General features: G+C 60.3%; 17 protein-coding genes. 3 read left to right on the top strand and 14 right to left on the bottom strand.

The window, feature by feature from the left end; translation table 11 throughout:
• Nucleotides 1–23 precede the first annotated feature (23 nt).
• Nucleotides 24–803, bottom strand: a complete 780-nt coding sequence (gene fpr, locus OC610_RS11015) for a ferredoxin-NADP reductase (protein WP_003184787.1) — start codon at nucleotides 801–803, stop codon at nucleotides 24–26.
• A 122-nt stretch (nucleotides 804–925) separates the two neighbouring features.
• Here fpr and OC610_RS11010 point away from each other — a divergent pair, with 122 nt between their 5' ends.
• Nucleotides 926–1,852, top strand: a complete 927-nt coding sequence (locus OC610_RS11010) for a LysR family transcriptional regulator (protein WP_039594356.1) — start codon at nucleotides 926–928, stop codon at nucleotides 1,850–1,852.
• A 4-nt stretch (nucleotides 1,853–1,856) separates the two neighbouring features.
• On the opposite strand, the gene OC610_RS11005 is transcribed toward OC610_RS11010, so the two are convergent.
• From OC610_RS11005 to OC610_RS10995, 3 genes are all read right to left on the bottom strand, one after another.
• Nucleotides 1,857–2,219: a diacylglycerol kinase gene (locus OC610_RS11005; RefSeq protein WP_030139434.1), complete on the bottom strand. Its 363-nt coding sequence runs from the start codon at nucleotides 2,217–2,219 to the stop codon at nucleotides 1,857–1,859.
• Between the two features lie 70 nt (nucleotides 2,220–2,289).
• Entirely contained in the window at nucleotides 2,290–2,943 is a 654-nt protein-coding gene (gene erdR, locus OC610_RS11000; protein ID WP_181289262.1) for a response regulator transcription factor ErdR, read from the bottom strand.
• A gap of 213 nt (nucleotides 2,944–3,156) precedes the next feature.
• Nucleotides 3,157–3,900 carry a tRNA-uridine aminocarboxypropyltransferase gene (locus tag OC610_RS10995; RefSeq protein ID WP_264427802.1) on the bottom strand — a complete coding sequence of 248 codons (744 nt, stop codon included), beginning with the start codon at nucleotides 3,898–3,900 and terminating at the stop codon, nucleotides 3,157–3,159.
• Nucleotides 3,901–4,083: 183 nt separating this feature from the next.
• Between OC610_RS10995 and OC610_RS10990 the strand changes: the two genes are divergently transcribed.
• The gene (locus tag OC610_RS10990; protein WP_030139437.1) at nucleotides 4,084–4,506 is read left to right on the top strand and encodes a quorum-sensing-regulated virulence factor family protein; all 423 of its coding nucleotides are present in this window, start codon (nucleotides 4,084–4,086) and stop codon (nucleotides 4,504–4,506) included.
• On the opposite strand, the gene OC610_RS10985 is transcribed toward OC610_RS10990, so the two are convergent.
• Nucleotides 4,507–4,701 (bottom strand): hypothetical protein, encoded by a 195-nt coding sequence (locus OC610_RS10985; protein ID WP_030139438.1) that lies wholly within the window; start codon nucleotides 4,699–4,701, stop codon nucleotides 4,507–4,509.
• A gap of 487 nt (nucleotides 4,702–5,188) precedes the next feature.
• On the opposite strand from OC610_RS10985, the gene OC610_RS10980 reads away from it, so the two are divergent.
• Nucleotides 5,189–6,307 carry an LOG family protein gene (locus tag OC610_RS10980; protein ID WP_264427801.1) on the top strand — a complete coding sequence of 373 codons (1,119 nt, stop codon included), beginning with the start codon at nucleotides 5,189–5,191 and terminating at the stop codon, nucleotides 6,305–6,307.
• Nucleotides 6,308–6,354: 47 nt separating this feature from the next.
• On the opposite strand, the gene recX is transcribed toward OC610_RS10980, so the two are convergent.
• The 9 genes from recX to OC610_RS10935 form a co-directional block, all read right to left on the bottom strand.
• On the bottom strand, nucleotides 6,355–6,822 hold the full coding sequence (gene recX / locus OC610_RS10975; protein ID WP_264427800.1) for a recombination regulator RecX: 468 nt from the start codon (nucleotides 6,820–6,822) through the stop codon (nucleotides 6,355–6,357).
• 8 nt (nucleotides 6,823–6,830) lie between these two features.
• Nucleotides 6,831–7,883: a recombinase RecA gene (gene recA, locus OC610_RS10970; protein WP_003198351.1), complete on the bottom strand. Its 1,053-nt coding sequence runs from the start codon at nucleotides 7,881–7,883 to the stop codon at nucleotides 6,831–6,833.
• 83 nt (nucleotides 7,884–7,966) lie between these two features.
• On the bottom strand, nucleotides 7,967–8,467 hold the full coding sequence (locus tag OC610_RS10965) for a CinA family protein (RefSeq protein WP_264427799.1): 501 nt from the start codon (nucleotides 8,465–8,467) through the stop codon (nucleotides 7,967–7,969).
• A gap of 71 nt (nucleotides 8,468–8,538) precedes the next feature.
• Nucleotides 8,539–9,075, bottom strand: a complete 537-nt coding sequence (locus tag OC610_RS10960; protein WP_264427798.1) for a lysis protein — start codon at nucleotides 9,073–9,075, stop codon at nucleotides 8,539–8,541.
• On the bottom strand, nucleotides 9,057–9,620 hold the full coding sequence (locus tag OC610_RS10955) for a glycoside hydrolase family 19 protein (RefSeq protein WP_264427797.1): 564 nt from the start codon (nucleotides 9,618–9,620) through the stop codon (nucleotides 9,057–9,059). The genes OC610_RS10960 and OC610_RS10955 overlap by 19 nt, the downstream gene beginning before the upstream one ends.
• 128 nt (nucleotides 9,621–9,748) lie before the next feature.
• Nucleotides 9,749–10,765 (bottom strand): contractile injection system protein, VgrG/Pvc8 family, encoded by a 1,017-nt coding sequence (locus OC610_RS10950; RefSeq protein WP_264427796.1) that lies wholly within the window; start codon nucleotides 10,763–10,765, stop codon nucleotides 9,749–9,751.
• 9 nt (nucleotides 10,766–10,774) lie between these two features.
• Nucleotides 10,775–10,987: a tail protein X gene (locus tag OC610_RS10945; protein WP_264427795.1), complete on the bottom strand. Its 213-nt coding sequence runs from the start codon at nucleotides 10,985–10,987 to the stop codon at nucleotides 10,775–10,777.
• On the bottom strand, nucleotides 10,980–11,363 hold the full coding sequence (locus OC610_RS10940; protein WP_264427794.1) for a phage tail protein: 384 nt from the start codon (nucleotides 11,361–11,363) through the stop codon (nucleotides 10,980–10,982). The genes OC610_RS10945 and OC610_RS10940 overlap by 8 nt, the downstream gene beginning before the upstream one ends.
• The coding region (locus OC610_RS10935; RefSeq protein ID WP_264427793.1) for a phage tail tape measure protein at nucleotides 11,363–13,013 on the bottom strand (1,651 nt) is incomplete at its 5' end. The genes OC610_RS10940 and OC610_RS10935, both read right to left, overlap by 1 nt.

Genomic DNA, 13,013 nt, shown 5'->3' with positions numbered 1-13,013 from the left:
GATCTATCAGTCACCACAACAGCTTACTTCTCTACAAATGCCCGCTCGATCAGGTAATCACCCGGCTCGCGCATACGCGGCGAAACGGTCAGGCCGAAGCTGTTGAGCACTTCGCTGGTTTCGTCGAGCATGCTTGGACTGCCGCAAAGCATCGCGCGGTCGTCCTGCGGGTTGATCGGCGGCAGGCCGATGTCGCGGAACAATTTGCCGCTGCGCATCAGGTCCGTCAGACGGCCTTCGTTCTCGAACGGCTCGCGGGTCACGGTCGGGTAGTAGATCAGCTTGTCACGCAGCGCTTCGCCGAAGAACTCGTTCTGTGGCAGGTGCTCGGTGATGAACTCGCGGTAGGCGACTTCATTGACGTAACGCACGCCGTGGCACAGGATCACCTTCTCGAAACGCTCGTAGGTTTCCGGATCCTGGATGACGCTCATGAACGGCGCCAGGCCGGTGCCGGTGCTGAGCAGGTAAAGATGCTTGCCAGGCTTGAGGTCGTCCAGCACCAGCGTGCCGGTAGGCTTCTTGCTGATGATGATCTCGTCGCCTTCCTTCAAGTGCTGCAATTGGGAAGTCAGCGGACCGTCAGGCACCTTGATGCTGAAGAACTCGAGATGCTCTTCCCAGTTCGGGCTGGCAATCGAATAAGCGCGCATAAGCGGGCGGCCGTTGGGCTGCTGCAGGCCGATCATCACGAACTGACCGTTCTCGAAGCGCAGGCCCGGATCGCGGGTGCACTTGAAGCTGAACAGAGTGTCGTTCCAGTGATGAACACTGAGGACACGCTCGTGGTTCATGTTGCTCATGTACGGGGGACTCCTGGAAATGATGCCTGCGCCGATAATCTGCGCAATTGCATCGCATTCTAATGGCGGCGACAATATCTGTTAAATGGATTATTAAGATAAGGGTTATCGGTTATATAGATATGCGATTTACTTTACGTCAACTTCAAGTCTTCGTCGCCGTCGCCCAGCAGGAAAGCGTGTCCCGTGCAGCGGGCCTGCTCAATCTGTCGCAGTCGGCCGCCAGCACCTCCATCACTGAATTGGAGCGTCAATCCAGCTGCCAATTGTTCGATCGCGCCGGCAAGCGCCTGAGCCTCAATGCCCTGGGCAAGCAGTTGCTGCCCCAAGCCGTGGCATTGCTCGACCAGGCCAAGGAAATCGAAGACCTGCTCAACGGCAAGTCCGGCTTCGGCTCGCTGGCGGTTGGCGCCACGCTGACCATTGGCAATTACCTGGCAACGCTGCTGATCGGTGGCTTCATGCAGCGCCACCCGGAAAGCCAGGTGAAGCTGCATGTGCAAAACACTGCCAATATCGTGCACCAGGTCGCCCATTATGAAATTGATCTGGGTCTAATCGAAGGCGACTGCAGTCATCCGGACATCGAAGTGCAGAGCTGGGTCGAGGATGAACTGGTGGTGTTCTGCGCGCCCCAGCACCCATTGGCCAAGCGTGGGCAGGCGACCATGGAGGAATTGACCCATGAGGCCTGGATTCTGCGTGAACAGGGTTCTGGCACCCGACTGACCTTCGACCAGGCCATGCGCCACCACCGCAGCGCGCTGAATATTCGCCTGGAGCTGGAACACACCGAAGCGATCAAGCGTGCCGTGGAGTCGGGCCTGGGGATTGGCTGCATCTCACGGCTGGCCCTGCGTGATGCATTCCGCCGCGGCAGCCTCGTGGCCGTGGAAACCCCGGACATGGACCTGGCGCGGCAGTTCTATTTCATCTGGCACAAGCAGAAATACCAGACTTCGGCCATGCGCGAATTCCTCGATCTTTGCCGGGCCTTCACCGCCGGGGTGCAGCGCAGCGACGAGATCGTCCTGCCGGCCATTGCCTGAGCCATCAGAGCAGCACGAGGCCCCAGACCAAGGCAATCATCGTCAGGGCGACAAGCTGGGCGGCGCTGCCCATGTCCTTGGCGTTTTTCGACAACGGGTGCAGCTCGAGGGAAATGCGGTCGATCGCCGCTTCTACCGCAGAGTTGAGCAGCTCTACGATCAAGGCCAGCAGGCATACCGCGACCAGCAATGCCTGCTCGACGCGGCTGACATTCAGGAAGAACGACAACGGAATCAGGATAACGTTGAGCAGCACCAGTTGACGGAACGCGGCTTCGCCGACAAAAGCTGCACGCAGCCCGTCCAGGGAATAGCCGGAAGCATTGAGGATGCGTTTCAAGCCGGTTTGGCCTTTAAAAGGAGACATAGAATAGGCAACTGATCGAAAGGAGTGGAGAAGCTAATGCAAACGCGGTCAAAAAAGCGTGAATCACAGGCTACGATTGCGGAGAAATTGACTCAAGTTGTTGCAGCAGTAATGCCGCCTGGGTTCGCGTACGCACATTGAGCTTTCGAAAGATAGCCGTGACGTGAGCCTTGATGGTGGCCTCCGAGACGTTCAACTCATAGGCGATCTGCTTGTTGAGAAGGCCTTCGCAGACCATGGTCAGTACCCGGAACTGCTGCGGCGTCAGGCTGGCCAATCCTTCGCTGGCAGCCTTGGCTTCCTCGGACACACTGACCGCTTCGAATGCCTGCGGCGGCCAGGACACGTCGCCATTGAGGACAGCCTTGACTGCGTGCTGAATCATTTCCAGGGAACTGGATTTGGGAATGAACCCACTGGCGCCAAACTCGCGGGCCTTCACCATTACCGAGGCCTCTTCCTGCGCCGACACCATCACCACGGGGATCTGCGGGTACTGTCCACGCAACAGCACCAGGCCGGAAAAGCCATACGCACCGGGCATGTTCAGGTCAAGCAGTACCAGGTCCCAGTCAGCCTTCTCAGCCAATCGGGTTTCCAGTTCCGCAATGCTGGCCACCTCCGTCAACCGGACGTCCGAGCCGAGGCCCAGGGTCACTGCCTGATGCAACGCGCTGCGAAAGAGCGGATGGTCATCGGCAATCAGGATTTCGTATGTGGCCATTTTTCAAATGATCCTGTTTTTAATGGCAGGCCCGATGCATTCGCGCCTCACCAACAACTCAAGACACCACAGGCAGCGGCATCCACAGGGGCACGTTTAACGCCAATCACGGCGTTTCAAACTCTGGCCGCACCCTGGTCGGCGCCAAGCATGCCCAGCGAAGCCGGGGTGGTCAAGCAGCACGGCCGCCGCTATGTCCAGTATGGGCCACTATTAGGCCAATACCGCTTGGCCAGCACGAACAAAGGGCTGCAATTCGGCATGGGCCGGGGTCGACACGTCCACTTCCTGCTGGCGCTTGGCACCCAGGTAATGTTGGCTGAACACATCGAAATAGGCATCCAGCGCCGACGCGGCGTCGCTGTCCCCAGCCAGCTCAAGGCACAGGGCCGCCACTTCAGCGGTGCACAGGTGCTCACTGCGCGTCGAGCGCCGCAGGCGATAACGCGACAGCTTGTCGGGCAGCAGGCTCAAGATCGGCAGCCGATCGAAATAAGGGCTCTTGCGGAACATTTTCCGCGCTTCCGTCCAGGTGGCATCCAGCAAGATGAACAATGGACGCTTGCCTTGGTCGAGCTCGACCGTGTGGGTGACCCGCGACGGTTCGACATATTCGCCTGGAAATACCAGGTATGGCTGCCATTGCGGGTCGTTCAGCAATGCGAGCAGTTGCTCATCGACATCGGTGCGCGACCAGATGAACGCATGGTTGTCACGCACCACATCGGCAATCAGCCAACCGGTGTTGCTTGGTTTGAAGACTTCTTTATTGGTCATGATCAGGCAGACCCCGGAGCGGGTCTCGACGCTAGGGCGCCAGGCGCACAGGCAATGACTCTCGATGACCCGGCAAGCACCACAGCGGGGCGCTCGCCAACCTCGGGCCTGGAGCGGCTTGATGCCTTCATCGACACGCTGGTCGCGCAGGCGGGCTACGGCGTTAGGGGCATGGTTCATCGCGGGCAGCGCCCGTAGACAGGAGAACTCGACACGAACAGGACTCGGCAGAACAGTGAAGGCCGGCAGTCTACCAGAGCGCGCAAGCCTGTACCGTCCACCCTGGCTCCCCTATAATCGCCGCCACTGAACGCACAGTCACGTGGCCGGTCGAACCACCAGTCACTGAACCAGGAGAGTTTCATGCTGCGCCTTATCGTCCCTACCGTTGCCGTTCTGCTGGCGACGTCCATCAGCGCTCAGGCTGCGTCGCTGAAAGAACTCGAACTGAACAAGATGCTGCAGAACGTCGCCAAGGAAAGCAGTGTCGGTACGCCGCGGGCGATCAACGAAGACATTCTCGACCAAGGTTATACCGTTGAAGGCACCGAGCTGATCAATCACCTCAGCGTGCAAAGCAGCCATGCCCAGAAAATGCGCGCAGATCCCAAGGCGGTCTATTTCCAACTGGGTTCCACGGTGTGCACCAATCCGGGATTCCGCAAGCTGATGGCCAAGGGCGCGACCATGCGTTACGAGTTCACTGAAGTGAAAACCAACCGTCCGGTCGCTACCGAACGCTTCCAGGAATCGGATTGCCCGAAAGCGGCCAAGACCAAGAAGTAATCAGCCCGTACGTGCGCGCCGCTGCTCTTCGTCGGCGCGCAGCTCTGCCACCAGCGCCTGCAAATAGCGCGAGCGCCACTCCCGGCCTTCCAATCGACGGCAGCACTCTTCTTCGAGGCTTACCCGATTGGCTTGGGCCGCTTCCAACAGCGTCAGGTACAACTGCCTGTCGAGCTCCAGAGTCACTCTGGTCATCTCTTCCGCCTCCCTGCCCATCCAATGCCTCATTCCATCGCGCGGACGCCCAGCCCTGGACGTCGAACTGCGTTGACACGCTTGTTATTGAGTAAATCAGAGCGGCACGCACCCAGTCGGCGACCTGACGAGCGGTACGATATTCGGGGAGAGTTCTGAAGATCGCGATAGGGGAGCCCCTCAGGACCATTGGAGCAGAGTTGCAAACGTTCACATTCGAGCGCCATGATCAGCAACGGACTAAATTCAACGTATCGCCTGATTCCGGGCAGACAGAGGCTGCCCTCGCCAATACGTGACGCATGATTGTTTTTTCATCCAAGGGAAACAGCAGGACCCATTGGATCGCTTGGCCGCCTTGCTGCAAATTGCGTCGAGCCAGGTTAACGCCCGGGCACGCGCCCGGACTGACAACGGCACAGGAGGTGTCGTGGCCCTGACGAATCTCTCGTCAAGGCCGGGGGTTCTGTTCAGAAGGAGAAGCTGAATGCCGTACAAACCGAATGACCTGCTCAGCCGTCATTTTGAAAACCATGGCCACGACCTCACCCGCAAGGTCGAAGAGCAACTCAACCTGGTATCGCCCAACAGCCCCAACCTCCCCATCTACCGCGACATGATCCTGACCGTGCTGCGCATGGCCCAAGAAGATCACAACCGCTGGAACGCCAAGATCACGCTCCAGGCCCTGCGGGAACTGGAGCACGCGTTTCGCACGCTTGAACAATTCAAGGGTCGCCGCAAGGTCACGGTCTTTGGCTCGGCCCGAACGCCCATCGAGCATCCGCTCTACGGGCTGGCACGCGAACTGGGCGCGGCGCTGGCTCGCTCGGACATGATGGTCATCACTGGTGCCGGCGGCGGCATCATGGCCGCGGCCCATGAGGGCGCGGGCCGGGAGCATAGCCTGGGATTCAACATCACCCTGCCCTTCGAACAGCATGCGAACCCGACCGTCGAGGGCACGCAGAACCTGCTGCCGTTCCACTTCTTCTTCACTCGCAAGCTTTTTTTCGTCAAGGAAGCCGACGCACTGGTGCTCTGTCCGGGAGGCTTCGGCACCCTGGACGAAGCGCTAGAGGTGCTGACGCTGGTGCAAACCGGCAAGAGCCCATTAGTGCCGGTGGTGCTGCTGGACGCGCCCGGTGGCAGGTTCTGGCAGAGCGCCCTGGATTTCATCCGTGAACAGCTGGAGGAAAACCGTTACATCCTGCCGACCGACATGAAGTTGATGCGCCTGGTGTATAGCGCCGAGGAAGCCGTAGAGAAAATCAACCAGTTCTATCGCAACTTTCATTCCAGCCGCTGGCTCAAGCATCAGTTTGTGATTCGCATGAATCATGAGCTCAGCGAACAGGCGCTACAGCAGATGCAGGTCCAATTTGCGGATCTCTGCCTGAATGACTGTTTCCATCAACATGCCTACAGCGGCGAGGAGCCGGAAGAAGCGCCTTTCAGTCATCTGACGCGATTGGCTTTTACGTTCAACGCCCGTGATCACGGTCGCCTGAGGGAGCTGGTCGACTTTATCAACCTACCGGAAAACTGGGCTAAACCTGCCACCGAAGCCCACCCTCTCACCTGGGAACCGATCAAGGCCACTTAAGGCCCATAAAAAAACGGCCCGCTATCGAAATAGCGGGCCGTTTTTTATCAATCATCCATGCCTCGACCGCTGAACAAGCGGTTGATCATTTCCATGGAATATCCTCGATACGCCAGGAATCGACCTTGCTTGGCTCGCTCCCTGGCGTCGATCGGCAGATGACCAGAAAATTTGCGGCGCCAAGTATTCATTAGCTGTTCCTGCCAATCGATACCACTTTCGCGCAAAGCAAGTTCAATATCCGGGCGTTGCAAGCCACGTTGCCCAAGTTCTTCGCGAATTCGCATCGGACCGTAGCCAGAGCGAGCACGATAAGAGACAAAGCTCTCGAGGTACCGCGCTTCCGACAACAGCCCTTCTTCCGTCAAACGGTCAAGGGCGGTATCAATCAGCTCGTCGGGAGCGCCGCGCTGACGCAGCTTACGCGTCAGCTCGACTCGACCATGCTCGCGCCTTGCGAGCAGGTCCATTGCGGTTCGCCGCACCGCGACGAGAGTATCGAGTACGGCGGTCATCGGATCGATCAGATGTCAGCGTCAGCCAAGTCGTCGGCAGTCTCGCGATTGGCCACGGACTTGACGTCTGCAACCGGGCTCAACAACTTGTCGCGCAATTGCTTCTCGAGGGCCGCCGCCACTTCCGGATTGTCCGCCAGGAACTTGGCCGAGTTGGCCTTGCCCTGGCCGATCTTGGTGCCGTTGTAGGCATACCAGGCGCCGGATTTCTCGACGAAACCATGCAACACACCCAGGTCGATCATCTCGCCATTGAGGTAGATGCCCTTGCCGTACAAGATCTGGAATTCAGCCTGGCGGAACGGCGATGCCACCTTGTTCTTCACGACCTTGACGCGGGTTTCGCTGCCGACAACCTCATCGCCTTCTTTCACCGCGCCAGTGCGGCGGATGTCCAGGCGAACCGAGGCGTAGAACTTCAGCGCGTTACCACCGGTGGTGGTTTCAGGGCTGCCAAACATCACGCCAATTTTCATACGGATCTGGTTGATGAAGATCACCAGGCAATTGGCGTTCTTGATGTTACCGGTGATCTTGCGCAGCGCCTGGGACATCAGGCGAGCCTGGAGGCCCACGTGCATGTCGCCCATTTCACCTTCGATTTCCGCTTTTGGCACCAGTGCTGCCACGGAGTCGACGATGATCACGTCTACCGCGTTGGAACGCACCAGCATGTCGGTAATTTCCAGGGCCTGCTCGCCGGTGTCCGGCTGGGAAACCAGCAGGTCATCGACGTTGACGCCCAGCTTGCCGGCGTACTCAGGGTCCAGGGCGTGTTCGGCGTCGACGAAGGCGCAGGTCGCGCCGGCTTTTTGGGCCTGGGCAATCACGGACAGGGTCAGCGTGGTTTTACCGGAGGATTCAGGACCGTAGATTTCAACAATACGACCTTTTGGCAAGCCGCCGATGCCAAGCGCGATGTCCAGGCCCAGGGAGCCGGTGGAGATGGAAGGAATAGCCTGACGGTCCTGATCGCCCATACGCATTACGGCACCCTTGCCGAATTGACGTTCGATCTGACCCAAGGCCGCAGCCAAGGCTTTCTTCTTGTTGTCGTCCATTAAAGTCCTCACGTAATCAATAAGGCCTGACGGCCAACACCTGTATAAGTAGCCAGTATTATTCCACAGCGATCGGGGATCGCCTACCCCTGATTTGAGATTTCTGCGGCGGCATGTTGTAACAGCCCGTCTAGCGCGGCCTTCACCGTTTGTCGGCGGACCTCGTCGCGGTTGCCTGGAAAGAACTTCTGCTCGCTGAACACCGCTTCACCAACGCCCCAGGCGAGCCACACAGTGCCCACCGGCTTGTTCGGCGAGCCGCCATCCGGCCCGGCCACGCCGCTGACCGCCACGGCGAAACGCGCCAGGCTTTTCTGCTGGGCGCCCCGCACCATGGCCTCTACCACCTCGCGACTGACCGCGCCCACCTTCTCGAACAACTCGTCGGGCACACTCAACTGCTGGGTCTTCTGGCGATTCGAATAAGTGACGAAACCGGCCTCGAACCAGGCCGAGCTTCCCGGTATCCGGGTGATCGCCTCGGCAATCCCGCCACCAGTGCAGGATTCGGCGGTGGTGACATGGGCATTGAGCAACTGCAAGCGCCTGCCCAGTTCAGCGGCCAGCTCGGTAATCTCATCCATGATGCTCTCCTGATTCGACGCGTTTGGCGCCTACCGTACACGAGCATTCGAAGCTTGCAAGGCTCGGCGGATTACTGGCGCAGCGCCCTGACATAGGCCTGGCAAGCCTGCAAGGCGATCAATCCACGGTCGCCCTCGTCGGTGATGGCGATAATTCGTCGAGCATGCGCCGGGTCAAGTCGGGCGCGTGGGGCGCCATGATCCAGGCCGCCGGTGCCGGGGGCGGCAGGCACTGCACAACCGGCGGCAACATCGTCGGCGTCGAGGAGGACTGACAGCCGGACATCGGCAGTAGCAAGGCGATCGCGCAGGCGATCCTGGTCACGTTGGGCATCGCTCAGGGCTCGGTAGTGGGTTTGTTCGCTGGCGGAGAGTTGTTGCTCCAAGGCGAGGCGTTTTTCCTGCTCGGCCTTTTGCTGGATCGCGGATGCCTGGGTAATCTGGTTCAGCGTCTCGGACTGCGACTGCGCCAACTGTGCCAGCTGCCTGCCGTACCGCCAATCCTGAAACCGCCAGGCCAACATCGCCGGACCACCGATCAACAGCATCAGCAACATCGCGATACCAAGCAAGCGGAAGGAAAAAGGCATCAGGCCGAAGGTTGGCATAACACCTCCCTCGCCCTTGCCCAGAATTGCAAACGATCCTGCAACCCGTTCAAACCACCATTGATGCGTCGCGTGATGTTGCCGAACTGATCACGGTCGGCCAGTTCGTTCAAGCCATTCTGCTCCCAGAACCACGCGGCCGACTCCGCGGCCCATTGCGGTTGCTCCAGCAGTTCGGGCAAGGCAAGCAGGCGCTCATCACCAAACAATCCCAGGCTGCAACTCAGGTAATTGTCGTGGCCGGTAATCTGGATCAACCCCCGGCCGCGATATTTCTGGCCGTCGCCGTCGGCCTGGGGCGAGTTGCCCAGGCGAACGGCCAGGGTTCCGGTGTCGTATTTGCTCAGGTATTGCTCGCTGCCCAGCTCCCGCACGTAACGCAATTGTCCGGACTCATGACCGACCTGGGCCAGGAATGCGGCCATGCGCTTGGGTGTGTCGATGTGATGGTGGGACATGGCAGCGTTCAACGCGGAAATAAAAACGCCCGCTTGGGGGCGGGCGTTCGGCATGATCTTGAGGAGTTGCTGTTGCGTAAGGTCCATGTTCAGGTCATCGAAAACACGTTATTGAAATGCCGGCCAACGGGGGGACTCGCGGTGTGTCAGGCAATGGAGATGTCGAATGTCATATCGCTATCGCGAACAAGCCCGCTCCCCACAGGGGATTGGGGTCAGGCCTTGGTATCCAGGCGGGTTGCATGAATCAAGCAGCGATAGCTTTTTTCCCGGTCGCCACTGGCGGTGACCTTGTCGATCGACCAGCGACCGCGCATGAAATCCGGCCAGGAGGGGTCCAGCAATACGATGCCCTCGGCGGACAGCCCAGGGTTGCCAGGGCACTCGATGTCCACCTTGAGCGCTTCGCGCTCCATCCGGCGCACCTCTCCTTCAGCGGCGGCGCGGGCGTCGTCGGCGCTCTGGAAGCGCTGGCGCAGGGTCTTGAACGGCGCGATGCCGCTCTCCTCGACCTGCAGCTTGCCGGCCGCCGCATCCCACCAACGGGTCTTGCAGCCCTGGTACTTGGCTCGGGCGGTTTCATCAAACTTGGCCGAAATGAAGGCTTGGTCGCCCGGGCGATTGTTGGTCGTCACCGACAGTTTCGTCTCGGGCAGGACCTTCCCCGACAACGACTTCGCCTGGCCGCGCCGGGCCAGCACATACAGCTCGTTGACGGGTTTGGCGACCGCGTCATAACGGTGAGCCAGGCGCGTCAGAAACCCCATGTCGGTTTCGTTGGTCTGGTCGATGTGCTCGATTTTGATCAACGACAGGTCCGGCGCCACCCGGGGGGAAAACCCGTGCCGGGAAGTCAGCTGACGAAACAGCGCACCCAGGGTCGTCGGGCCATGGCTGACGGATCGGCGTTGCTTGAAGCCGGTCTGGTCTGCGGCACTGAACGGCGCAGCCATGGCCGCCAGCACGAGTTGCAGGGGAAACAGGAACGGCGTGCGCCGGGTGATGACGAACTCGCCTTTATCCACCAGACCCGACTCCAGATAACCGACCCGCAGGCCAATCTTGCCGCCCAGGCTGGGCAACCCTTCCAAACCGTCCAGGCTGATGGTGAGCGTCAGTTGATCGGACTCGATCCCCGCCGCGTCGACATGCTCCCACTTGAGCAGGCGTTCGTTGAGCAGCGCGGCGTTCGCGCCATAAATTTCCACCGCAGGTGTGAAACCCAATGACATGTCGCCTCCTTAATCCCAGGCCGAAACCGGTGGTGATGCCACAGGCTTCGGGTCCACTTCCGGCAGGACCACCCATACGCCCGCCGGCAATACCGGGCCCCATTCCGCCAACCCCGGATTGAGCAGCCAGAGCGCCTCCTCGACGAGGTCGTCACAGCGCTCAAGCTCGCGGTACAGCAACAGATTCACCGAATCACCGGCGATACTTCGAACCCTACGCATTGGCGAACTCCGTCAGTTCAATCACCCAGCCGACCACCATGGCCGTGCCATCGTCGATGATCTCGGTCTGGGTTTCCGAAACCTTGTTGATCTGCCACAAGCCCCAGTTGCGACCGATGCCATCGACCAACGGCAAAGGGATGCGCAGGGCTTGCAGCGCTCGCAACTCGTCGAGACGATCCATGGCGGTCGCGTACATCGATTTGCCGGTGATCGTCAGGCCTTGGAGGCCCTGGCCGACCTGGCTGGACTTGGGTTTGCTGGTGAGGATGTCGATGTTTTTCCAGCCACCGTCCGAGGTGCGAACCAGCGAGTGGTAAGCGAAATTTCGGGAGAGGCCGAAAATGAAACTGCCCAAGGCCATTTGTTGACGCATCACGTACCTCCGTCGGTCAGGGCCGCGTCACTGCGCATGGCGAGCGAGTTGGGCATGAGTTGGAATTGGCTGGTGATCTGTTGCACAACCAGGTTCGCCAACTGGGCGGCACTGGCCTGATCCTGGCCATTGATGTAGATGTTCGCGGTCAAGGCATTTTGTTGACTGCTCGCCTGGGTGCCGGTCAGGTCTTTGCCGACCTGCTCCGGGGCGGTGAGCTTGTCAACGGGCGTGGCGAGCTTGTCACCCAGCCAGGACCCCGCCTCCCCGCCCATCCAGCTTCCCGCCAGGCCGCCAACAAGCGCGCCGAGCGCCCCACCAATGGCCGTGCCGATGCCCGGCCCGAAAAAGCTACCCATCGTCGCACCCGCCGTGGCGCCTGCCGACGCCCCCGCCCAGCCGCCGCCAGCGGCACCCAGTCCCTCGCCAACCATTCGAGCGTCGCCATCGATCGCGCCCCCGACGACCTCAGGGGCGGCACCTAAAACCATCGCTTTGGGCATGAAACGAGTCACCGTACGCAATGAACTGGTCGCTCCTAGCAGAGAGCGGCCAGCGCTCACGCCAATCTCGGCTTTCGCAGCGCTCGCCGGCGCCAATATTCGCTTGGCCGCTCGGTTGCTCAATTCATCCGTGAGGGCCTTGAGCAGCGCTCCCACCAGTGGTTTGAGCGCCGCTCCCACCAGCACAATGGCGGCAGCGGCTTTAGGTGAGGTTTCGGCCATCTCGCTCATGCCGTTGTTCAGCGAACCCAACCATTGCAGCGAGCTGTCCACCACGGGCGCCACGGCATTGCCTGCGGCCACTGACACACGCTCATTGCTGGCGTTGAAGACATTCCATCGACCTTGCTGGGTGTTCGACAACGCCAACGCGTCCTGCCTCACCGAGCCCTTGTCACCCAATTGCGACGTGGCGTACTGGGCCGGGTCTTTCACCTGCCAGAACGCAGCATTCACATCATCAAGCTTCTGCGCCATGCGCAGCACCGCCTGGTCGCCCACGCCAAACAACGAAGCGGCAAGGTTCGGGCGCTGCTCGGCAGGCTGCGCATTCAAGGCCGCCAATACCGACATCACCGTACCGGGCGCAGCGTCCTTGTCACGCAGCCCATTCGCCACTTCCCTGGGGCCCAGCCCCAACTGCTTCCACGCGGCCTGTTCGGTCGCGGAGCCCTGATCGCCCTTGCCCAACGCCGTCGCGAAACTATCCAGCGCGGCGCCGGCTTCAGCTTGTTGCGAGCCCGTGTTGAGCAATGCTGCCGTCAACGCCGCGGCTTGCGCTGGTTGCAAACCTGCCAAGGTCGCGGCCGCGCCGTCACGCTGCAATACGGTGCCGATCTCACTGGCTTTCGCACCGCCGGAGAGCTTGCCTAGGTGGTTGGTTGCGTCCGCCAGGTCAAAGGTTTTCTCGGCGCTCAGCTTCATGGAAGTACGCCAGCCAAGTAGCATTTCGGCGGCTTCCATGGCCGACATCTTGAACGTCGATGCGGTGACGCCTGCATCACTGGCAAAGCGCAACAATGCCAATTGCCGGTCCGAGTCATTGGGCAGATCACTGCCAATTCCCGCACGGGCAGCCAGGCTTTCCATCCTCACGACATCAACCGCCGTGGTCCCGCCGGCCGCCACCAATGGCGCGCTGGCGATG

Source organism: Pseudomonas agronomica, from assembly GCF_025917275.1.
Taxonomy (GTDB): domain Bacteria; phylum Pseudomonadota; class Gammaproteobacteria; order Pseudomonadales; family Pseudomonadaceae; genus Aquipseudomonas; species Aquipseudomonas agronomica.
This window is presented reverse-complemented; position numbering and strand designations above follow the sequence as displayed.